The 21,849-nt window shown below is 60.1% G+C and carries 20 protein-coding genes; 13 read left to right on the top strand and 7 right to left on the bottom strand.

The annotated features are described in order from the left end of the window. The first annotated feature begins 26 nt into the window (after positions 1 to 26). From CLU84_RS06710 to CLU84_RS06720, 3 genes are all read left to right on the top strand, one after another. A complete protein-coding gene (locus CLU84_RS06710) occupies positions 27 to 497 on the top strand; it encodes a hypothetical protein (RefSeq protein WP_099736524.1) in 471 nt (156 codons plus the stop codon). Then, positions 494 to 2,287, top strand: coding sequence for a hypothetical protein (locus CLU84_RS06715; RefSeq protein ID WP_099736525.1), 1,794 nt, complete (start codon positions 494 to 496; stop codon positions 2,285 to 2,287). Before CLU84_RS06710 ends, CLU84_RS06715 begins: the two co-directional genes overlap by 4 nt. A gap of 91 nt (positions 2,288 to 2,378) precedes the next feature. After that, positions 2,379 to 2,744: an STAS/SEC14 domain-containing protein gene (locus tag CLU84_RS06720; protein ID WP_099736526.1), complete on the top strand. Its 366-nt coding sequence runs from the start codon at positions 2,379 to 2,381 to the stop codon at positions 2,742 to 2,744. A gap of 60 nt (positions 2,745 to 2,804) precedes the next feature. On the opposite strand, the gene fusA is transcribed toward CLU84_RS06720, so the two are convergent. Next, positions 2,805 to 4,928 (bottom strand): elongation factor G, encoded by a 2,124-nt coding sequence (fusA, locus tag CLU84_RS06725; protein WP_099736527.1) that lies wholly within the window; start codon positions 4,926 to 4,928, stop codon positions 2,805 to 2,807. A 237-nt stretch (positions 4,929 to 5,165) separates the two neighbouring features. Between fusA and CLU84_RS06730 the strand changes: the two genes are divergently transcribed. After that, positions 5,166 to 5,414, top strand: coding sequence for a hypothetical protein (locus CLU84_RS06730; protein ID WP_099737901.1), 249 nt, complete (start codon positions 5,166 to 5,168; stop codon positions 5,412 to 5,414). 46 nt (positions 5,415 to 5,460) lie between these two features. Here CLU84_RS06730 and CLU84_RS06735 read toward each other — a convergent pair whose 3' ends face one another. Next, a complete protein-coding gene (locus tag CLU84_RS06735; RefSeq protein WP_099736528.1) occupies positions 5,461 to 5,844 on the bottom strand; it encodes a hypothetical protein in 384 nt (127 codons plus the stop codon). A gap of 68 nt (positions 5,845 to 5,912) precedes the next feature. Here CLU84_RS06735 and CLU84_RS06740 point away from each other — a divergent pair, with 68 nt between their 5' ends. Beyond that, the gene (locus tag CLU84_RS06740) at positions 5,913 to 8,558 is read left to right on the top strand and encodes a penicillin acylase family protein (protein ID WP_233209945.1); all 2,646 of its coding nucleotides are present in this window, start codon (positions 5,913 to 5,915) and stop codon (positions 8,556 to 8,558) included. Positions 8,559 to 8,676: 118 nt separating this feature from the next. On the opposite strand, the gene CLU84_RS06745 is transcribed toward CLU84_RS06740, so the two are convergent. Continuing rightward, a complete protein-coding gene (locus CLU84_RS06745) occupies positions 8,677 to 9,648 on the bottom strand; it encodes an alpha/beta fold hydrolase (RefSeq protein ID WP_099736529.1) in 972 nt (323 codons plus the stop codon). Positions 9,649 to 9,829: 181 nt separating this feature from the next. On the opposite strand from CLU84_RS06745, the gene CLU84_RS06750 reads away from it, so the two are divergent. The 7 genes from CLU84_RS06750 (at position 9,830) to CLU84_RS06780 (ending at position 17,579) form a co-directional block, all read left to right on the top strand. After that, positions 9,830 to 10,891, top strand: coding sequence for an aldo/keto reductase (locus CLU84_RS06750; RefSeq protein ID WP_099736530.1), 1,062 nt, complete (start codon positions 9,830 to 9,832; stop codon positions 10,889 to 10,891). 73 nt (positions 10,892 to 10,964) lie between these two features. Further along, positions 10,965 to 11,465, top strand: a complete 501-nt coding sequence (gene ybaK / locus CLU84_RS06755) for a Cys-tRNA(Pro) deacylase (protein ID WP_099736531.1) — start codon at positions 10,965 to 10,967, stop codon at positions 11,463 to 11,465. A gap of 112 nt (positions 11,466 to 11,577) precedes the next feature. Beyond that, positions 11,578 to 12,264 (top strand): glycerol-3-phosphate 1-O-acyltransferase PlsY, encoded by a 687-nt coding sequence (gene plsY / locus CLU84_RS06760; protein WP_099736532.1) that lies wholly within the window; start codon positions 11,578 to 11,580, stop codon positions 12,262 to 12,264. A gap of 100 nt (positions 12,265 to 12,364) precedes the next feature. Further along, a complete protein-coding gene (locus CLU84_RS06765) occupies positions 12,365 to 13,891 on the top strand; it encodes a DUF4178 domain-containing protein (RefSeq protein WP_099736533.1) in 1,527 nt (508 codons plus the stop codon). A 38-nt stretch (positions 13,892 to 13,929) separates the two neighbouring features. Then, complete coding sequence (locus CLU84_RS06770) at positions 13,930 to 14,148, top strand: DUF350 domain-containing protein (RefSeq protein ID WP_099736534.1); 219 nt, start codon at positions 13,930 to 13,932, stop codon at positions 14,146 to 14,148. A gap of 147 nt (positions 14,149 to 14,295) precedes the next feature. Further along, entirely contained in the window at positions 14,296 to 15,852 is a 1,557-nt protein-coding gene (locus tag CLU84_RS06775) for a polyamine aminopropyltransferase (protein WP_099736535.1), read from the top strand. Continuing rightward, positions 15,852 to 17,579, top strand: coding sequence for an NAD(P)-binding protein (locus tag CLU84_RS06780; protein ID WP_099736536.1), 1,728 nt, complete (start codon positions 15,852 to 15,854; stop codon positions 17,577 to 17,579). Before CLU84_RS06775 ends, CLU84_RS06780 begins: the two co-directional genes overlap by 1 nt. 26 nt (positions 17,580 to 17,605) lie before the next feature. Here CLU84_RS06780 and CLU84_RS06785 read toward each other — a convergent pair whose 3' ends face one another. The 3 genes from CLU84_RS06785 to CLU84_RS06795 form a co-directional block, all read right to left on the bottom strand. Then, entirely contained in the window at positions 17,606 to 18,601 is a 996-nt protein-coding gene (locus tag CLU84_RS06785) for an HD-GYP domain-containing protein (protein ID WP_099736537.1), read from the bottom strand. Positions 18,602 to 18,622: 21 nt separating this feature from the next. Then, positions 18,623 to 19,270 (bottom strand): TIGR02281 family clan AA aspartic protease, encoded by a 648-nt coding sequence (locus CLU84_RS06790; RefSeq protein WP_099737903.1) that lies wholly within the window; start codon positions 19,268 to 19,270, stop codon positions 18,623 to 18,625. Between the two features lie 104 nt (positions 19,271 to 19,374). After that, on the bottom strand, positions 19,375 to 19,860 hold the full coding sequence (locus tag CLU84_RS06795; RefSeq protein WP_099736538.1) for a YajQ family cyclic di-GMP-binding protein: 486 nt from the start codon (positions 19,858 to 19,860) through the stop codon (positions 19,375 to 19,377). 104 nt (positions 19,861 to 19,964) lie between these two features. Here CLU84_RS06795 and murB point away from each other — a divergent pair, with 104 nt between their 5' ends. After that, on the top strand, positions 19,965 to 21,062 hold the full coding sequence (gene murB / locus CLU84_RS06800) for a UDP-N-acetylmuramate dehydrogenase (protein WP_099736539.1): 1,098 nt from the start codon (positions 19,965 to 19,967) through the stop codon (positions 21,060 to 21,062). Between the two features lie 57 nt (positions 21,063 to 21,119). Here murB and CLU84_RS06805 read toward each other — a convergent pair whose 3' ends face one another. Next, positions 21,120 to 21,602 (bottom strand): hypothetical protein, encoded by a 483-nt coding sequence (locus CLU84_RS06805; RefSeq protein WP_099736540.1) that lies wholly within the window; start codon positions 21,600 to 21,602, stop codon positions 21,120 to 21,122. Between the last annotated feature and the right edge of the window lie 247 nt (positions 21,603 to 21,849).

Consider the following 21,849-nt stretch of genomic DNA (forward strand, 5'->3'; position numbering starts at 1 on the left):
AAATATAGAAAAAGGAATGGGCTCGCATGGGCAAAGCTGCACTGCAATGGACCGATGAGATGCTTGCCCAGCTGGGCCGCGAAAAAGATGCTGTGCTGGCTGAGCGCTGGGGCACGTCGGCCAAGACCGTTAACCTCAAACGCAATGCGCTGGGGATTGCGGCCTTTGGCCATTTTCAGTGGACGCCTGAGGCCATTGCGTTGCTGGGCAGCGACTCAGATGCGGAGCTGGCCAAGCAACTGGGCATCAGCAAAGCCAGCGTAGTTGCCAAGCGCGGTGAGCTGGGTATTGCTTCTGTAACCGGTGCGGGCATCAGCGCTTTTGTCTGGAGCGATGCGGCGGTCGCCTTGCTCGGTACCGCATCGGATGCCAAAGTGGCCCTGCAGCTGGGCCTGAGCCGCCTGAGCGTCTACAACGCACGCATGGCGCGAGGCATTGCGGCAGCGGGCAGAGGCGGCACAAGCCAGTCAGCGGAAGACCTCAGCAGTCAGTCATGAGTGCAGGCCACCAGCCGGGTGCTGAATTGATGCGCGCCATGCCTTTGCGGGTAGTGCGTACGGTGCTTCTGGGTTGGCTCTGGCTGGCAGCGCTGGCCGGTTTTTCTCACCTTCTGACACGGCTGCCGCCATGGCTCTGGCTGCTTGCCGTTCTGCTGCTAGCGCTGCTGCCTGCATGGGGCCTGTGGTTGGCCTTTATGCTGCGCAAAAAGCTGTGGCATTTTCAATTTTCACCACAGGGGTGCATAGCGCGCTGGCTTTCAGGCGGCTGGTGGCCAGCTTGCAAGGCATTGGCGCTGGCGTTGCTGCTGTGCACGACAACGCTCTGGCAATCATGGTTTCTGGCGCCTTGGGAATGGGGGCTGCTGGCCTGCGCGCCCTTGCTGTATGCGGGCTGGGCTTGGTGGGCGCAGCGCAAGCTGGCGCTTGAATTTTCTTCTTCAGCCTTTGCATGGGCGTGGAGCCAGCGCATGGCCAAGTGGCTGCTGCTGGTGATTTTGGGCAGTGCCTGGTTGTATGGCATGGCTCGCCATCAGGACTTTGGCCGTGCGCTTTCTAGCGGCATGGAGCCTGCGGCATTGAATGTCGCTTTGAGCCAGATTCACGCAGCGCCTTCGGGACTGGTGCGCTGGGGGCTGGATGCTTTGCTGGCCGTGCAGATCGCAGGTGGCGCGCTGGCCGATTTACCGCAAACACCTGCTTTGCGCTGGTTACTGCTGGCGCTGTTTGGGCCGGTGGGTGTGCTGCTGTGTCTGGGCAGCGCTATGCAGGGCGCATCAAGCTCTGCGACTATTTTTCGGCAGGCCAGGCCGCCGCAGGCTGCTGGCTCTGCAGTGAATAGCGCGCTTTTGCTGGCACTGGTGGCTGTGCTGGTTCTGGGCATTCTGGTTCAAACCACCGCCAGTGTGGATGGGCTGGCACGCCAGCACGAGAGCCCGCTGGCGCTCAAAGCTCTGATCGAATGCGAGCGCATCGGTCAGCAGCTCTACACCCTTGGGACGCTGGAGGCGACACGCAAGCAGGCCTTGCAAATTCTGGGAAAGACACAGGCGAGCAAGGCGCTGTGCCAGAGCATTCCGGCCATCAATCAGCAACTGGATGCGGCAGTGGAGCGTTATCTGGACTGGTACTTCAGCCTGGGCGCAGAGTGGGGGCGTATCTTCAGCCTGCTTACCGGCGATGTCAGCCAGTTTTTGCAGCGCAAGCTGACCGAGACATTAGGCGCAACGCCCGGGCTTGAGGGCTGGATGCAGAGCCTGCAAAAGCAGGCGCAGACAAGTGGTGCAGTCCTTTCACAAGGTCAGCAACAGGTTCAGGAAACGCTGGCGCGCCATCATCTGGCGCTGGATGCCAGCCAATGTCTGGTGCAGGCCGATGTGCCTCAACTGCCTGCACTGGATTTGCTGGGCAATGCGCGCCAGCGTCTGACGGTCAGCTCAGCGGCAGGCACGGGGGCTGGCGCTTTTGCGGCGGTGGTCACGGGCAAGGCCATGGCCAAAACCTCCATGAAAGCCGCCAGCAAGGTGCTGGCCAAGGCCGCCGCCAAGCAGGGGCTGGGCAAGGCAGGCGCAGCGGTGGCCGGTGCGGCGGTGGGCTCGGTTGTGCCAGGCATTGGTACGGCTGCCGGTGCGGTTGCCGGAGCCGTGGCCGGTGCCTTGCTGGGCGTGGGCATTGACTGGGCTGCTCTATACGCCGAGGAGCTGCTGACCCGGGACGCCATGCGCGAGGATTTGCGCACGGCGCTGAAAGAGCAGCTTCAAGCGGTGAGCCAAGCCATTGGCTGCCCATAAGCGGGACTCAAAACCTGCGATGCCTGTACTGTCTAGGGCTGCGAGCGTGCCTGCAAAGTCGTACAGTGATGATTCATTGCAGGAGTTGAACATGCTCAATTACTCCCTTATGAAACCTGAAGGAATCTTGTTGCTTGAGCCCCATGGTCCTTTGACCGAGCAGGATTTCGACGGCGTAAGCCAGGATTTAGACGCATTTCTGGAAGATCACCCCAAGCTGCACGGCGTGATGGTTCAGGCCAAGGACTTTCCCGGCTGGGAAAACTGGGCCGGGTTCAGTGCTCATATGAACTTCGTGCGTGACCACCGCAAGCAGGTGGAGCAGGTCGCTCTGGTCACAGACAGCCATCTGGCAGGAATGGCCGAGTTCATGGGCAAGCATTTCTCGGGGGCCGAGGTGCGGCATTTCCCGTTTACCGAAGATGCCAAGGCCATGCAGTGGCTGCATTCGGCTTGAGCCTTGTCTGGACTGTGCGCCATCTCTGCCGCAAAAATACGGTAGAGATGGCGGTGCTGCCTAACCTTGTTTTCGGCTGGCTTGCGCTGTCGCGGTACTGCTTACAGCCTGCGATGGCGCTTGTGCATAGCGCTTGAATTCCATGCTATAGGTGGCTCGGCCCTGGGTCATGGAGCGCAGATGCGTGGCGTAGCCAAACATCTCCGACAGCGGTACTTCGGCCTTGATGGTCTTGCCGCCACCCGCTATATCGTCCATGCCCTGAACAGCACCGCGGCGTGAAGACAGATTTCCCATGACGGTGCCTGCGTAGTCCTCGGGGGTCTCTACTTCCACAGCCATGATGGGCTCCAGAATCACCGGGCTGGCTTTTTTGCAGGCGTCCTTGAAGCCCAGAATGGCTGCCATCTTGAAGGCCTGCTCCGACGAGTCCACATCGTGGTAAGAGCCGAAGGTCAGGCGCACGCGCACATCAACCACGGGGTAGCCTGAGAGGACGCCCGAAGTCATGGCTTCGCGCAGGCCTTTTTCCACGGCAGGAATGAACTCGCGTGGAATGACGCCGCCCTTGATCTCGTCCACAAACTCAAAGCCTTTGCCTGATTCAAGCGGCTCTACTGTCAGCACAACATGGCCGTACTGGCCTTTGCCGCCCGACTGGCGCACAAACTTGCCATCCACATCGGCCACGGCCTTGCGAATCGTTTCGCGGTAGGCCACCTGTGGCTTGCCCACATTGGCCGCTACATTGAACTCGCGTTTCATGCGGTCCACGATGATTTCAAGGTGCAACTCGCCCATGCCGGCGATGATGGTCTGGCCCGATTCTTCATCGGTACTGACTCGGAAGGACGGGTCTTCAGCCGCCAGACGGGCCAGTGCAAGCCCCATTTTTTCCTGATCGGCCTTAGTTTTTGGCTCGACTGCCTGGGCAATCACGGGCTCGGGGAAGGCAATTTTTTCCAGAACAATCGGGGCATGAGGGTCGCAAAGGGTTTCGCCCGTGCTCACGTCCTTGAGTCCCACGCAGGCAGCAATGTCGCCTGCGCGGATTTCTTCGATTTCCTGGCGGGCGTTGGCATGCATTTGCACGATGCGGCCAATGCGCTCCTTCTTGCCGCGAATCGGGTTGTAGACCAGATCACCTTTAGATAGCACGCCCGAGTACACGCGCACAAAGGTCAGCTGCCCGACAAACGGGTCGGTCATGAGCTTGAAAGCCAGGGCGGCGAATTTTTCATCGTCGCTGGCATGGCGCACCAGTATGGCGCTGGCATCGTCGTCTTCGCTGTGCCCCTCTACGGGCGGAACATCCAGCGGCGAGGGCATGAGTTCGACAATCGCATCCAGCAGCCGTTGTACGCCCCGGTTCTTGAAGGCCGAGCCGCAGAGCATGGGCTGAATCTCGGTCGCTATCGTGCGCAGACGCAGGCCCGTGATGATGTCCTCGGCGTTCAGGTCGCCGGTGTTCAGGTACTTTTCGGTCAAGGCTTCCGTGGCCTCGGCAGCGGCTTCCACCATCTTCTGCCGCCATTCGTTGGCGCTGGACTTCAAGGCTTCAGGGATGTCCTGATATTCGAACTTCACCCCCTGCGATTCATCGTCCCAGAGAATGGCTTTCATCTTGATGAGATCGACCACGCCATGAAAATCGGCTTCAGCCCCAATAGGGATGACGACGGGCACGGGATGGGCCTTGAGCCGGTCAATCATCATCTGGCGCACGCGAAAGAAGTCGGCACCCACGCGGTCCATTTTGTTGACAAAGGCCAGGCGCGGAACCTTGTACTTGTTGGCCTGACGCCAGACGGTTTCAGACTGCGGCTGCACGCCGCCCACGGAGTCATAGACCATGACGGCACCATCTAGCACGCGCATGGAGCGCTCGACCTCGATGGTGAAGTCAACGTGGCCGGGGGTGTCGATGATGTTGATGCGATGGGGCTGGAAGTTGTGTTCCATGCCCGACCAGAAGGCCGTGGTTGCTGCCGAGGTGATGGTGATGCCGCGTTCCTGCTCCTGCTCCATCCAGTCCATGGTGGCTGCACCGTCATGCACTTCGCCCAGCTTGTGGTTCACCCCGGTATAGAACAGGATGCGCTCGGTTGTCGTGGTCTTGCCGGCATCGATGTGCGCGGAAATGCCGATATTGCGATAGCGCTCTATAGGGGTGTGGCGAGCCATGATGACCTCCCTGATACATAGATCTGCAACTCGAACACCGGCACCACAATTGCAGCACCAGCAACCTGACTGACAGTGCGGGAAATATTAGAGCGGCATGGACATGCTCACTGCCAGAGTGGGTATGCGATGTGCATCAGAAAGTGACTCGCCACTACGCTGCTGATGGGCGCTGAGTTTTATCAGTGGCTCATTTTTGAATCACTGGGCAATGAGCCCATAGCAGGAGTCTTGAGCATGGCAGAGCAAATGATTGAAGCAGCGGCCCACAAAATTCTCTACATCCTGGTGGTGGAGCAGAGCTTGCGCGCGCAAGAGAGCATGAGCGCCAAGGCGCTGGCTGCGGATTTGCAAAGGCATGGGATCAGCGATGATGACCAACGCGCGGGGCTGGCCCTGGCGCTCAGCAAGGGCTGGCTGCAGATGGGAGCTGATGGTGCAGTTCAGCTTACGGATGCTGGATTCGACTTGAACTTCAACCAGTAAGAGCCGCTAAATAGCTAATCCGCTGGTCTGGCGGACTTCTGCGCTCTTACTCCAGATAAATGCCTTTTTCTTTTTTGCGTGCCCGCATGCCGGTGCGCAAAAACAGATCGCTGCCGCCTTGCACGGCCAGGGGCTTGCCGGTGGCAGCGGCCAGATGCGCGTCAGCGCGCTCTTCCCAATGCTCCAGTAGGTCTTGCAGGGCCACGCGCTCAGAATCTTTGAGCTGTGGGTGCTGCTGCAAAAACTCCTGCAGATACTGGCGTGCATCTATTCCTAGCTGCTCACGGGTAGTAGCTAGCGAGATATAGCTGACGTTATCGTCGCGGCCCGTGGTGTGTGTGCCCAGCAGATAGCAGCCAATATAGTCGCCACGGGGCTGGCCTGCGGGAGGGTCCTGGCTGAGTTTTTTGAGCAGGCTGAATGGCCACATGCGTTGAATTCCTAACACCGGGCCTGTGCCCAAACAGGTATTGTCACCCATGCTTTGCGGCCACAGCCATGTGGTTGTTGCGCACAGATCAGCAAGAAGACCAGCAAAAAGAGGTGCATATGGGAGACATGGCGGCAGACAAAAACTCAAAGGGCAAGGCTTTATCTGCCCCATGGACTCGGCGCGTACTTCACGCCGGGGCCGTGTTGACTGGGCTGGCCTTGCTGGCGGGCGCTGTTGGGGCCATCTATGGCGTGCGGGCCCAGCCGCGCATGGATGGAAAACTGGCCGTAGCCGGGCTGGCAAGCAAGGTGTGGGTGCGCCGAGATGAGGCGGATGTCACGCATATCAGCGCGCAATCTCCGCAGGATGTGTGGCGCGCGCTGGGCTTTGTGCACGCGCAAGAGCGCGGCTGGCAGCTCGAATTCAACCGGCGGCTGATGCAGGGGCGCTTGTCTGAAATTTTGGGTCCGGCCACGCTGGAGCTGGATCAGCTCATGCGCTCTCTGGATATTCGCGGCGCTGCCCGCCGTCAGTACCAAGCCCTGCCGCCATCGGTGCAGGAGTCGCTGCAGGTCTACAGCCACGGCATTGCTGCGTTCTACGCGAAGCCTTCGCAGGGCATGGCACCTGAATTTTTGCTGCTGGGCACCAAGGCAGGGGAGGGTGGGGCATCGGCCTGGGACCCTGAAGACACCGTCGGCTGGGCGTTGATGATGGCATTGGATTTGGGCGGCAATTGGGGCAATGAATTTGCGCGGCTCAATTTGCTGCAGGTCTTGAGTACCGAGCAGCTGTGGCAACTGATGCCCGCCTATCCTGGGGAGCAGCCAGCTACGGCGGTTGATCTGGCCCAGTTTTATCGGCAGCTGGGCGTGTACCGCAACGATGATGCCCCACAAAAAATCTCCGCCCCAGCGCAGCAGATTCAATCGGCCCTGCAGCAATGGACTGGCGCAGCGGTGCGTGACATGGGCACCAATGATGGGCTGGGCAGCAATAACTGGGTGGTAGCAGGCAGCAAAACGAAAAGCGGTAAACCGCTGCTGGCCAACGACCCGCATCTGGGTTTGAGCGCGCCGGCCATCTGGTACTTTGCCCGCCTGCAGTCGCCGGGCGCCAGGGCGGCTGACGGCAGCACGCTGAGCGCGCTGGATGTGACGGGCGCAACCTTGCCCGGCATGCCTTTTGTGGTGCTGGGTCGAACGGCTCAGGTGGCTTGGGGCTTTACCAACACCAATCCCGATGTACAAGATTTGTATCTTGAGCAGATCAACCCCGCAGATGCCAGCCAGTACCGCACACCCACGGGCTGGGAAAAATTTGGTGTGCGTGAGGAGGTCTTCAAGGTCAAAGGCCAGAGCGATGTGAAAGTGACGCTGCGCAGCACGCGTCATGGGCCGGTGGTCAGTGATGCGCAGCAGCAATACGGCAAGGTCATCAACACCGATAAATACGCGCTGGCCCTGCGCTGGGCGGCGCTGGACACGGACAACCGCACGGTAGAGGCGGGTCTTAAGGCCAATGGCGCGCAGACGGTGGCGCAACTGCTGGAGGCGTTTTCGGGCTACCACTCGCCCATGCAAAGTATTGTGGCCGCCGATGTGCATGGTGCTATCGGCTTCAAGGCCGCAGGCAAGGTGCCGGTGCGATCAAGCGCGAATGATCTGCGCGGCGTGGCCCCGGCCCCCGGCTGGGATGCGCGCTACGACTGGCAGGGCTGGCTGAGTTACGACCAGACTCCGCAGGATGACGGCAGCGCGCGCGGCTTTGTGGCCACGGCCAACCAGCGCGTGACCGAGCCCGGCTATGCGCATTTTTTGACGCAGGACTGGAGCCTGCCCTATCGTTACCAGCGCATAGAGCAGGGGCTGGCAGCCAGCAACCAGCATGACGCAGCCAGCATGGCCGCGCTGCAGGGCGATGTGCAGTCGCTAGCCACGCAAGCGCTGCTGCCTGTGCTGCGCAGCTTGCATTCAAACCATGCGCTGGCTGAGCAGGCCCAGCAGTTGCTGGCGGGGTTTGAGGGGCAGATGGACAAGGCCCGCCCCGAACCGCTGATTTTCTCGGTCTGGATGGATGAGCTGACGCGCGGCATCGTCATCCCCCGGATTGGCGAGCAGCGCTTTGCCATGACCTATGGCAAGCGCGACTTTCGTGGCGGGCTGGAAGGCATTCTGGCGCGCAACGATGCGTGGTGGTGCGCACCGCTCAGCTGCGAGCAACAGGCGGGCGAGGCGCTGACCCGCACGTTGAGCAAGCTGCAGGCTGCATACGGCCGCGATATGCGCCAGTGGCGCTGGGGTGATGCCCACCCGGCGCTGAGCGCGCACAAGCCGTTCGGGTCGGTGGCGGCACTGGCTGGCATTTTCAATGTCAGCGTGCCATCGGGCGGGGACAGCTATACGGTCAACGTCGGTCAGTACAACGCCAACCCTGTGCCTGCGGATGTGAAAGCTGCGAGTGCCAAGAAGCTTCTGGGCGGGCGCTTTGTCAGCCGCCATGCGCCGTCGCTGCGCGCCATTTATGACCTGGGCGATCTGGAATCGTCGCGGTTCATTTATCAGACGGGGCAGAGCGGGCTGGCGCTGTCGGGGCGCTATGGCGATATGAGCCAGGAATGGGCCGATGGCCGCTATCGCAAGCTGCAGATGCAGCCAGTGCGCTGGCGCCATGTGCTGGAGCTGCAGCCGCAAAAGGCCGCAAAGCGCTGAATAGTGTTGCTATGAAAGTATGAGCTGTTAGCGCCAATAATTCATGGGTTTCAGGTCATAAATTGCCTGAAACTCAGTCAATTTAGGCGCTACAAGCTCATGTAGATATAGCAAAACTTCAGCGCAAAAAGTCTTCAATCAGCTTGGCCACGGCCTCTGGCTGGTCGTGGTGCAGCATGTGGCCTGCATCTTGCACAACGGCTATTTCGCACTGCGGAATATGCGTCAGGCGCTCGTGATACTGGGCCAGCGAATAGCGGCCCTTGTGCCACTGGCCCAGACTGTCGTCAGACGCCTCTACCGATAAAGTGGGCGCGGTGATGGCGGCCAGACAGGCCAGGGCCTCATCCACCCGGTACAGATAGGGGTTGGTGATCTTGTGCGATGCGTCGCCCAGAATGCGCCAGCGGCCCTGCTCATCAGGCGCAGCCCAGTGGTGGGCCAGCCACAGCGCCTTGTCGCGCGGCAGGCGGCGGTTGGTTTTTTGCAGACGGCTGGCCACGGCCTCCACGCTCTCATAAGGGGCCAGGGCCATGCCGCCCGCGCGTTGCTCGCGCAGCTCGTCCATCCATTGCGCCAGCCGCTTTGGTGCCTGGTTAGCAGCGGTTTCGGGCATGCCAAAACCTTCGAGATTGACAAAGCGGTGAATCCGCTCGGCCCGCGAGCCAGCGTACATGCAGGAGATATTGCCGCCCATGCTGTGGCCAACCAGGTCCACAGGGTGGTCTGGCGAGACTTGCTCCAGCAGCATGTCCAGATCGGCCAGATAGTCGGTGAAGTAGTAACTGTCGCAGGGCTGTGCCGTGCGGCTGAGTCCAAAACCGCGCCAGTCGTGGGCGACGATGCAGCGGCCCTGTGCAAAGGCTTCGCTGAAGGCGTCCACCACAAACTGGTACGAGGCGGCCACATCCATCCAGCCATGGGCCAGCACCAGCACGGGCAGGTCGGGGTTGATCTGCGCGGGCTCCCAGCTGCGCAGGTGGTAGTGCATATCGCGCACCGGCAGCATGTGCGACTGCCACTGGCGGCGGGGCTGGTAGGGCGTTTGCGCGGTGGCGGGGCTCTGATCGATGGGGGTGTGCGTTGTCATTGTGTCTCCGTTGTTTTGATTATTGCGGTTGTGGCGGCCAGCACCGTCGTGCATGGGACACAGATGGGACACAGATGGGACAGAGGGGCGTCAGCAAAAACACGGGGGCTGCCGTGGTTATGCAGGCTCAGGCCATAAACTGCTGCTTATGACTTCTGCAGCTCAAAACCTTCGCCTTTCCATGAATCCCGTCGCTCTGGGGCAGAGCGACTTGCGCGTCAGCCCCATCTGCCTAGGCACCATGACGTTTGGAGAGCAGGTCGATGAGGCGCAAGCGCACCGCATCATGGATCGCGCTGTGGAGCGCGGCGTCGACTTTTTCGACACGGCCGAGATGTATTCCGTGCCCGCCCGCGCCGCCACCTTTGGCGCGACGGAGACCATCATCGGCCGCTGGCTCAAGGCCCGCCCGGGAATGCGCGAGCAGCTCACCCTGGCCACCAAGGTGGCCGGCCCGACGCGCGGCATGCCCTGGATTCGCGAAGGTGTGGGCATGACGGCAGCAGACATTGTTCGCTCTTGCGACGCCAGCCTGCAGCGCCTGCAGACTGAGGTAATTGACCTCTACCAGATTCACTGGCCCGAGCGCCATGTGCCTGCCTTCGGTGCCATGTACTACGACCCGAAGAAGGAAAGCTCGGCCACCCCCATCCATGAGCAGCTGGATGCTCTGGCTGGTCTGGTCAAGCAGGGCAAGATTCGCCATATCGGCCTCTCCAACGAGAGCCCTTATGGCGTGCATGAATTTGTGCGACTGGCCGAGCAGCATGGCCTGCCGCGTGTGGCGACCACTCAGAACCCGTATTGCCTGGTCAACCGCAGCTATGAAAATGGGCTGGACGAGACCTGCCACCGTCTGAATGTGTCCTTGCTGGCTTATTCGCCACTGGCCTTTGGTCTGCTGACCGGCAAGTTTGATGAGTTCGCTCCAACAGACGCGGGCGCACCCAAGGATTCACGCATTGGCAAATATGAGTCGGTACAAAAGCAGCGCTGGGGCCGCCCCGATGCACTGGCCGCTGCCCGCCGCTACAACGCGCTGGCCCGAAAACATGGCATGACGGCGGTGCAGATGGCGCTGGCGTTTTGCTATACCAAGTGGCAAGTGACCAGCACCATCATTGGCGTGACTTCGGTAGCGCAGCTTGATGAGGACTTGAACGCATGGGGCACCCAGCTCTCGCCAGAGCTGCTGGCCGAGATTGATGCCATCCGCTGGGAGATGCGTGACCCGGCGGTTTGAGACTGTGCAGTTTTGAGTAAAAATGCCTGCTAGCGCAAATCCAGTATGCACGAGCAGCTATCAAATTTGAATCATGGCCAAAAAAGACAAAAACGCCCATGTGAGCGAAACCCCCGCCACGCAAATGCTCAAGGCCCACAAGGTGGAGTTTTCTGAGCATCCCTATGAATACGTCGAGCATGGCGGCACCGAAGAGTCTGCAAAGCAGCTGGGTTTGACCGAGCACATGGTAGTCAAAACGCTGGTGATGCAAGACCAGGACGCCAAGCCGCTGATCGTTCTCATGCATGGGGACTGCAAGGTGTCTACCAAGAATCTGGCCCGCCAGATTGGCGCCAAGAGCGTGGAGCCCTGCAAGCCCGAAGTGGCCAACCGCCACAGTGGCTATCTGGTGGGCGGCACATCGCCCTTTGGCACCAAACGCGATATGCCGGTCTATATCGAGGACACCATTCTGGAGCTGCCCCGCATTGCCATCAATGGCGGGCGACGCGGTTATCTGGTGCAACTGGCTCCTGAGGTTTGTACCCGTCTGCTCAATGCCCAGCCGGTGCACTGCGCGCTGGCAGAATAGGGGCTGGCTTGGCGGGCAATTGGCCCGGTAGGTAAAAACTCAAACAACAACACGAGTCGCATCAATTTTGAAGCTGCGGCTCTCAGTGCCAGACTCTGGCCGAGGAATTTCGTTGAACGCCCTCTATCCTGTGATTGCCGTTGTTGCGGCTTATCTGATCGGCTCCCTGTCCTTTGCCGTCATCGTCAGCCGCGTCATGGGGCTGCATGATCCGCGCACCTACGGCAGCGGCAACCCCGGAGCGACCAATGTGCTGCGCTCTGGCAGCAAACCGGCAGCGGTCATGACGCTGCTGCTGGATGCGCTCAAGGGCTTTGTGCCCGTGCTGCTGGTCAAGCTGTTTGGCGAGCAGTTCGGTCTGGGTGATAACACCGTGGCTCTGGTCGGTCTGGCCGCGTTTCTGGGTCACCTCTACCCCGTGTTCTTTGGCTTCAAGGGCGGCAAGGGCGTGGCGACTGCACTGGGCGTGCTGCTGGGCATCAGCGGCTGGCTGGGTCTGGCGACGGTGCTGACCTGGGTGATCGTGGCGGTGTTCTTCCGCTACTCGTCGCTGGCAGCGCTGATCGCATCGATTTTTGCGCCCGTGTACTACGTGCTGTGCAGCGGCATTGTCTGGAACGCTGAGCCCCCCATCACGACTGCGATTGTGGTGATGGCGATTTTGCTGGTCTGGCGCCATCGTGAAAACATTCAGCGCCTGATCGCTGGCAAAGAATCCAGGCTGGGCAAGAAAAAGGCCGAGGAATCCAAGCCTGCCGAGACGGCTGGTAAAAAGTCAGGCAAGGCCAAGCGCCGCTAAGGCGCTGGTTCTTGAAGAATCAAGGGTTTTATCAAGAAATCCAAGGCAGACAGGGAGCAAGCAGCTCCCTATTCAATAGCACCAAGCAAAGCACTCCCACATGGCATCCAGCCCATCGCAGCGTAACTACAGCGCGCCCTGTCCTGGTTGTGGCGCACCGGTTCACTTCACCAGTGCGCAATCGAGTTTTGCCGTCTGCGAGTTTTGCCGCAGCACTGTGGTGCGCGATGGCGAGACGCTCAAGCGCATTGGCTCCATGGCCGAGGTGTTTGAGGACTACAGCCCGCTGAAACTGGGCGCCTCGGGCATGGTCAAGCGCAACGGCAAGCCCGAGCCGTTCACGCTGGTGGGGCGCACCCAGTACAAAAGCAGTGCGGGCAACTGGTCTGAATGGGTGGCCAGGCTCAGCAACGGGGACCTGGCCTGGCTGAGCGAAGACAACGGAAGTTTTGTCTTCTCTGTGCCCTGGCAGCCACCGGGCTGGACGGTGACGGCCTTCGAAACGCGCGAATGGCGCATGGGGCGGGAGGTGAAGGCGGGGGCTGATGCCTTTACCGTCACCAGCATTCAAGATGCCCAGTTGCTGGCCGCGCAGGGCGAACTGGCCCAACTGCCGGAGCTGGGAAAAAGCTTCAAGCTGGTGGAGCTGCGCAACGAAAAAGACCAGATTCTCTCCATCGACTTCAGCGGCAAGGCCCCTGACTTCAGCCTGGGCTCTGCGATTGCGCTGGATAGTTTACAGATGCAGGGCCTGCGCAGCAGCGCCAACAAGAAGGAAGAAGGCCGCCACTTCAACTGTCCCAAGTGCGGTGCGGTGGTGCCTGTGCGCTTTGACACCACCAAGGCCATGAGCTGCCCCAGCTGCGGCAGCTTGATTGACATGTCTAAGGGCATGGGCGGAGAGCTGAGCTTTGCTGAGCAGCGCAAGAAAATACGTCCGCTGATACCGCTGGGCAGCCAAGGCACGCTGGACGGCCTGAAGTGGCAGGTCGTAGGTTTTCAACGCCGCAGCGGCCGGGGCATGGGTGAAGATGAAGACGATAGCTTTATGTGGGACGAGTACCTGCTCTACAACCAGAAGGCAGGTTTTTCGTTTATCGTCGATTCAGAAGATGGCTGGAGCACGGCCCGCGTCATCAACGGCGCGCCCAAGCTCAGTAAGAACGGTGCCACCGCCACGTATCTGCAGCGTAAATACCAGCGCGACTACGCTTATCTGTCTGTGACCGAATACGCCGAGGGCGAGTTTTACTGGCCGGTTTTCAAGGGTGCCAAATCCAGCAATGTGGACTATGCCCATGGCGGCAAGCAAAACACGCTGGCGCTGGAAACAGCGAATCAGGAAACGACCTGGACCCATGGTCAGCGGGTGTCGGCAGAGTCCATCGCGCAGGCGTTTGGCATAGGCAAGCTCAAGGACCGCTCTCAGGTCAGTCCCGTTTCGGGCAGCGGCTTCAGCTGGGGCACGATCTTGTTCTGGCTGTTCATTCTGTTGTTCACCTTGCCGTTTTTGCGGGCCTGCATGTCCAGCCCCAACTGCGACCCGCGCACGGATCCCAATTGCAGCTATAGCCGCTCCAGCAGCGGCTCCTACGGCGGTTACACCTCGGGCGGCAGCCATAAATAAGCGCGGCAGCCCCAAAACCTTATTTCAGGAGAGACATCATGAATTTTGACTGGTTCAGCGCCCAGAACTTCTTCGGCTCCATCCTCTACGCTCTGGTGGGCGTGGTGGTGTTCTGGCTGTGTTTCATCATCATTGACAAGATCACGCCCGTCGATATGTGGGCCGAGATTGTCGAAAAGCATAACAAGGCGCTGGCCATGGTAGTGGCCGCCATGTGTCTGGGGATCAGCATCATTGTGGCTGCAGCAATACATTGAGGCTCCCCCTGAGCGGCTTTGCCGCTTCCCCCTCTCTGCTTCGCGGAAGGGGACGATGCCTTCGGTGCGCGGCGGCGCTTCCTCGGCATCTTTGGCTCGGGAGCACGCCCTGTTTTGGGTGATGGATTTAGATAGAAAGTACGTTTGATGACTTCGACGCAGGCAGAGCAGGGCGGCACTCCGCAGGAGCTGGGGCCGCGGCCTATTGATGTGGCGCTGCTGGCCAGTGTGTTTGTGATTGCGGCCTGTGGTCTGCTCTATGAGCTGGCTGCGGGCGCACTGGCGTCCTATCTGCTTGGCGATTCGGTGCTGCAGTTCTCCACCATCATCGGCACCTATCTGTTTGCCATGGGCATTGGCTCATGGCTGTCGCGTTATTTTGAAGATCAGCTGCCTGCGCACTTTCTGCGGGTGGAGCTGATGGTGGCGCTGGTAGGTGGCGCGCTGCCTGCGGTGCTGTTTCTGGCCAATGCCTATGCGCCGGGTGCCTTCCGCTTTCTGCTCTACGGCATGGTGCTGGTGGTGGGCACGCTGGTGGGGCTGGAGATTCCGCTGGTCATGCGCATTTTGAAGCGCAATGCCTCGCTCAAAGATCTGGTGTCCAAGGTGCTGACCTTTGATTATCTGGGTGCGCTGGCGGTGTCGCTGGCCTTCCCGATTGTGCTGGTGCCCAAGTTGGGGCTGGTGCGCACGGGCTTGCTGTTTGGCTTTATGAATGCGGCAATTGCCGTGTGGGCGCTGTTGCTGTTCAAGCACGAGCTGCGCAATCTGCGTGCCCATGTCTGGGCCTGCGCACTGGTGCTGCTGACGCTGGGCGGCGGCATTGCCGGAGCCGACCAGCTGACCAAGCTGGCCGATGACCATTTCTACCAGGACCGCATTGTGCTGAGCAGTAGCTCGCCCTATCAACGCATTGTGGTGACGCAGGGCCGCCAGGGCGCGCGCCTGTACCTGAATGGCAATCTGCAGTTTGCCCAGACTGATGAATACCGCTATCACGAAGCGCTGGTACACCCCGCCATGGCTGCGCATGGTGCTCCCAAGAAAGTAGCAGTGCTGGGCGGCGGCGACGGTATGGCCGTGCGCGAGGTGCTCAAGTACCCCAGCGTAGAAGCCGTAACGCTGGTGGAATTGGACCCTGCCATGACGGACCTGTTTCGCACCAACGCCATGATGACGGCGCTCAACGGCAATGCGCTCAACGATCCACGGGTCAGCATTGTCAACACCGATGCTTTTCACTGGCTGCAGGAGAGCAAGGACAGCTTTGATGTGATTGTGGTGGACTTTCCCGATCCCACCAATTTTGCGATTGGCAAGCTGTTTACCAACAGCTTTTATTCGCTGCTGGACAAGCGCCTGGCGGCCAGCGGCTATGCCGTGGTGCAGACCACATCGCCGCTGATTGCACGGCACAGTTTCTGGACGGTGGTGCAGACCATTGAATCCGTGGGACTGACGGCCAAGCCCTATCACGCCCATGTGCCCAGTTTTGGCGAGTGGGGCTTTGTACTGGCCAGCCACCGCCCCTGGCGCGAGCCGCCCGGCCTGCCGGAAGGCATGCGTTACCTGAGCATGCCCACCATGCGCCTGATGTTTGATTTTCCGCTCGATATGGCACGCGTGCCTGCCGAGGTGAACCGCCTGTCCAATCAAGTGCTGGTCAACACCTATGAGCGCGAGTGGGGCAAGGTAGAGCATTGATGGCGGGGTTTGCCATCAATCGCCGCCAGTCTTTGCAGTGGGCGGGTGCTGCGGTGCTGGGCCTGTCAGGCTGCAAGCCTGCGCCACCCAAGCTCGATGATCTGCCCGGCGGCTTTACCGGCACGGCGCTTGAGCGTGGCCACAGCCTGCGCCCCTTCTGGCAGCGCTTGGCGCAGGGGCTGGATTTGCCTGCGCCTGCCATGGTGCACCGCGCACCGGTGGTGATTGCGGGCGGCGGCATGGCCGGGCTGGCGGCAGCACGGGCGCTGGAGTTGGCCGGTGTGCAGGGTGCAGCCTTGCTGGATACACAGGCTGCCATGGGCGGCAATAGTCAGGGTGGGCAGATCAAAGGCATTGCCTGTCCGCTGGGTGCCCACTATCTGCCGGTGCCCGGTTATGATGCCCATGAGGTGCAGGACTGGCTGGAGCAACTGGGCGTGCGCCAGCGCATCTCTGGCCGCTGGCGTTATGACGAGCGCTATCTATGCCACAGCCCGCAGGAACGCCTGTTTTGGCAAGGTGCATGGCATGAGGGTTTGCTACCCGTGCACGGGGTGAGCCAGCGCACGCTGGACCAATATGCGCTGTTTGAAAAGCGGGTGAGCGAGGCGATGAAGCTCACCGCCTTTGCCATGCCATCCATTCGTGTCTGGCAACGTGCAGGGCAGTTGCCAGCGGCGCATGCCAGGCTGGATGCGCAGAGTTTTGATCAATGGCTGGCAGAGCAGGGGCTGGATGACGAGCGCTTGCTCTGGTATCTGGGCTACTGCTGCCGTGATGATTTTGGGGCGGGGCTGGCCCAGGTCTCGGCCTGGGCAGGTATTCATTACTTTGCCAGCCGTCACGGTTTTCATGCACCGCGCCAAGAGTCTGAACATGAAGCCGAAGAACTGGGCGAGCAGGTGTTGACCTGGCCGCAGGGCAATGGCTGGCTGGCCCAGCAACTGGTAGCGGGGCTGAAAAGCACGCAGCAGCAGACGGATTGCAGCGTGCTGGCGATGACTGAAGATGCCAGCGGCGTGCAGATCGACACCTATCACCATGGCCGCCAGCAGCACGAGCGCTGGCTAACGAGGCATTGCGTGGTGGCGTTGCCCACGTTTATCGCGGCCCGAGTGTTGCGCAACTCGCCTGATTTTTTGCGAACGGTTGCGGGCCGGCTGAATTGGGCGCCCTGGCTGGTGGCCAATATTCATATCGACAGTCCGCTGGCCGACTACCCCGGCGCGGAGCCCGCTTGGGATAACGTTCTGTACCAGGACGGTAATCAGGGTGGCTTGGGCTATGTGGATGCGGGTAATCAGCGGCTGGACCGCGTCAGCCGCCAGCCCACTGTGCTGAGCTATTACCAGGCGCTGGGCGATTGGGCAGATGGACGCAAGCAGTTGATGGAGCAGCCCTTCGTCTTCTGGCGGGACCGGATTGCGAACACCCTGAGCGAGCCGCATGCCGATTTGCTGCAACGCGCAACGCGCATGGAGATCACCCGCTATGGTCATGCCATGGCGATTCCGCGCCCTGGTGATCAAAGAATTTTGAGTGAAATGGCGCTCAAAGCCAATACGAATAAGCGCAAGCAGCTATTGAATGGAGAGCAAGTGCAGAGCCTGCCCACGCCCGGTACAGCGCGGCTGAGCTTTGCGCATTCTGACTGGGCTGGCTATTCGGTGCTGGAAGAAGCGTTTACGCGCGGTCATCACGCGGGGCTGCTGGCAGCGCAAGGTTAAAAGCGCTTTTGAGGGCGCTAGCTGAGTTACCTGCGCTGGCTGCCGGGCAGCTTGATGACGCGATTGAGCGCCGCATTGCCGCGAGAGCTGTGACCGCCTAGCTGCGCCATGGAGCGCAGGTCCAGATCCAGCGTCAGCGACGAGCGCGACAAGGCGGACTGAATGGTGGGTCTGCGCCCTTCAAGGTGCCAGATGGGCGGGTACAGACTTGAGCCGTCGCGATCAATCACGCTGGCAATCTGGGGCTCGTCTGCGGTTTTGCCACGGCGCAGAACCACGGCCACTTCGCCGTTATCGAGCTGCACATAGGTGCCTGGCGGATAAAGGCCGACGACATCGATCAGCGCCTGCTTGACCTCATCGGCATATTGCTGGCCTTGCTGCAGGATTTGCAGCGATTCGACGGCCGAGCGGCCGCTACGGGTTTTACGCGGGCTGATTAGCGCGGCATAGCGATCAACCGTGCCCAGAATGCGAACCAGACGCGCCAGCGGCTGCAATTGTGCTAGCGGGGCAGGCGGCAGCACGACATGGTGGTTTTGAACGGTCTCCAGCCAAAGGGTGTCGCGCACCATCAGGCGCTCAAGAACCTGACGGCCTTCTTGGGGGTGCTGTTTGACGGCTTCGGCTTGCGGACTGCTCAGCGGGGCGCGTTGCTCGGCCAGCTGGTTTTGTAGCACCGTCATGCCGATGTTCATGGTCAGCGAGGCATGAATCAGCGTGTTGCGCTCTGACTGAGGCAGTTTCAGTTCCTTGGCCAGAATGTGGCACAGGCCTGCGCAGACCACGGCGTGCGAGGAGCTGTAACCCACGGTGGTTGAGCTGGCGCGCTGAAACATCAGGTAGAGCGCGGCGTCGGTGTCTTGTGTGATGAGGTCCTGCAGCCACAGATCAATCTGATGCAGCTTGATGGCGAACCCCGGAATGCGCAGCGGATCGGTCAGCAGAACCGCGAGGGCGGCCTCCAAATCTGACCATAGACCCAGCAGGTCCTCATAGGGTTCGTCGTAGCGTGCGTGCATGGAGAGGGTTTGGGCGGAATCTTAGTTTTTTTCCAGCACCATTTCGCTGCCCTTGCGGGTCATATGAAACTGGGCCAGCAGATTGTTGCCAAGCAACACATAAGGCATGGATTCAGGAGCGACGATGGCATCGACGTCGCGCAGTTCTATATCGCCCAGTTTGACGCTGTCGAGTTTTATTCGCCAGCCTTGCGCGGAGCCGTTGGCTGTGCGCATCAGCATCGGCATGCCTTTGAGGTAGGGCAGTTCCAGACGCTCTGCATCGGCTCTGCCAATGGCAATCGTGCTGGCGCCAGTGTCCACCATGTATTGCATGGTTTTGCCGTTGATCATTCCCCGGTCAATGAAGTGCCCCCGTGAGTCGGCAATCAACACCAGCTTGCCCGAGCGCGAGCCACCGTCGCGGCCGCCCCGGCTGCCCACGCTGACAGGTGCCTCGCCCAGCCGCAGATTCTGGCGCTGGCCTTTGACGTCCACTATGGCGGCGTCACCATTGATTTGAAGCAGGCGAACGCCTTTGTGGCTTTCATTGACCGCAATGGCCTTGGGTGCGCTGCCATCCACAACCAACAGGGCCTTGCTGCCCAATATGCCGGTCAAAGCTACGGATTGCCCCCAGGCACTGCTGGCTGCTAGCGTGGCTGCAAGCAGGAGCCCTGCGCGCCGCAGATGAGAGGCACCTTGCAAGGGCCGCCCCGTAGCGCAGATGTCGTTCCCTTCCCGCGAAGCGAGAGAGGGGAAGCAGCAAAGCTGCGCAGGGGGTGGGTCATTGCTTAGTCGCGGAAGTTGTTGAACGACAGAGGATGGTCAGCCAGGTCCTTGCGGATTACTGCCATGGCAGCCTGCAGGTCATCGCGCTTGGCGCCGGTGATGCGGACCTTGTCTTCCTGAATGGCGGCCTGCACCTTGAGCTTGCTTTCCTTCATCAGCTTCTGCAGTTGCTTGGCCAGATCGGACTCAATGCCGTTTTTTACCTTGATGACTTGCTTGACCTTGTCGCCGCCGATTTTCTGGGCCTTCTGAATGTCCAGAAAGCGCACGTCTACATTGCGCTTGGTCAGCTTGTTGCGCAGCAGGTCTTCGACTTGCTGGAGCTGGAACTCGGCATCGCCATACATGGTGATTTCCTTGTCCTTGAGTTCGACGGCGGCCGATGTGCCCTTGAAGTCAAAGCGGGTGCCAATTTCCTTGGTGGCGTTGTCGACAGCGTTCTTTACTTCGACGAAGTCGGCTTCGCAAACAGTATCAAAAGAAGGCATGGTTTTATTCCTATCAGTATCAGAGCAGTAAACAGCCACAGAGCGCCAGCCTGTGATGTGCTGGTTTCCAGCAGCGAGGTGGGCGCAGTGCGACAATTGGATGGATGTTAGTCGAGAAAAATGTTCCCCTGCAGCATTGCAACACCTTTGGCATTGCCGCGCGCGCCGAAACCTTGGTGCGTATTCGTAGCCAGGATGATATTCGCCAGTTTCTGGCCCATCCCCTCTGGGGGCGGCAGCCGGTGTTTGTCCTGGGTGGTGGTAGCAACGTCGTATTGACGGGTGATGTGGCACCCGTCGTGCTCAAGATGGAAATCATGGGCATGCGGCTGCTGCATGAGACCGACAAGCACTGGGTTGTCGAGATCGGCGCGGGCGAGCGCTGGCACGACATGGTGGCCTGGACGCTGGCCCAAGGTTATAGCGGGCTGGAGAACATGGCTCTGATCCCCGGGACTGTAGGTGCATCACCTGTGCAGAATATTGGCGCCTATGGGATGGAGTTGCAGGATCGCTTTGATTCGCTGGACGCAGTTGACTTGGTGACCGGCGAGCAGTTCAGTTTGAATGCTGCCCAGTGTGCTTTTGGCTATCGTGATTCGGTGTTCAAGCATGCACCTGCACAGCCCAAGTACTGGCCGGTAACGGGCTCTGCTGCCGTGCCGCGTGGTCTGGGCCTCAAAGGGCGGGCGGTGATTACGCATGTGCGACTGGCCCTGCCCAAGGTGTGGCAGCCTGATCTGGGTTATCTGGACTTGCAGCGCAAGCAGGCTGAAAAAGGCATTGAGCAACCCACGGCCCAGCAGATTTTTGAATGGGTTTGCGAAATTCGCAGCGCCAAGCTGCCTGACCCCGAGGTCATTGGCAATGCGGGCAGCTTCTTCAAAAACCCCACTGTGACGGTCGAGCAGTGCGCAGACATCATCGCGCGTGAGCCAAAAATCGTGCACTACCCCATGGATGACGGCTCGATCAAGCTAGCCGCTGGCTGGCTGATTGATGCCTGCGGCTGGAAAGGCAAGACCATGGGGCGGGCGGGAGTCTATGACAAGCAGGCGCTGGTGCTGGTCAACCGCGGTGACCGCCATAGCGCCGAGGGCAGTGTGAGCGGCGGTGAGGTGATGATGCTGGCAGGAGCCATTCAGACCAGTGTTTATGAGCGTTTTGGCATTCGGCTAGAGTCTGAGCCGGTGGTGATTTAAGCCATTGCGCACAAGAAAAAAGGAGCCATTGGCTCCTTTTTTAATAGCTGTTAACGCTTATTTCCAGAAGGCTGGGCGCAGTAAAATGCCGGAAATACGGTAGGGGGCCTTGGGCTCCACAGCCAGCTCCATAGGTACAAAGCCCTTGGTGCAGTTCAGCAGAACGCTGGTGGCCAGAGGGGTAGGGCTTTCCATGCGGCCTGCAGGCTGGCAACTGCCTACACCGGTGCGAATCGAGTCCAGTGCTTTTTGCACATTGTCGATGGGCGACTGCTTCAGAAACTCTTCATTGAAGTTGCTGGCGGCCATCTTGGACTTGCCTTCAATGGCTGTCATTACAGCTTGCAGACGCTTGCGCAGCGCCGCATCTGCGGCTTGTGCATCGACGTTGGCAGGGACTGCTGATGCTGCAGCGGGGGCGGCAGCCTTGGCGTTGTCGGCTGCGGGTGCGTCGGTCTGTGCCTGTGCGCCAGTCATGAAGCCAGCAGCAGCCAGCATGGTGCTCAGGCAAAGAGCGTGACGTGTTTTAGTGAAATTCATTCGTTAACCTTTCGTCAAACAACGCAGGCACTGTAAACCTTCTGCAAGGGTTTCTTTGCAAGACCAGAGCCTGTTTTTTGTGAATAAACGGCAAAGATGGGTTGGTGTGGGTGAAAGCGGTACATCTTTGTTGCTGTTGATACAGCGCAGGACCGTCAGGGTTACTGCTTGCCGTTGCAGCTTCATGCACTGCCTAAAATCTGTTGCACTGCAATAGCTCAATGGATAACGGGGTCGATCCCCAATT

Source organism: Comamonas sp. 26, from assembly GCF_002754475.1.
In the GTDB taxonomy this organism is placed as follows: Bacteria; Pseudomonadota; Gammaproteobacteria; order Burkholderiales; family Burkholderiaceae_C; genus Comamonas.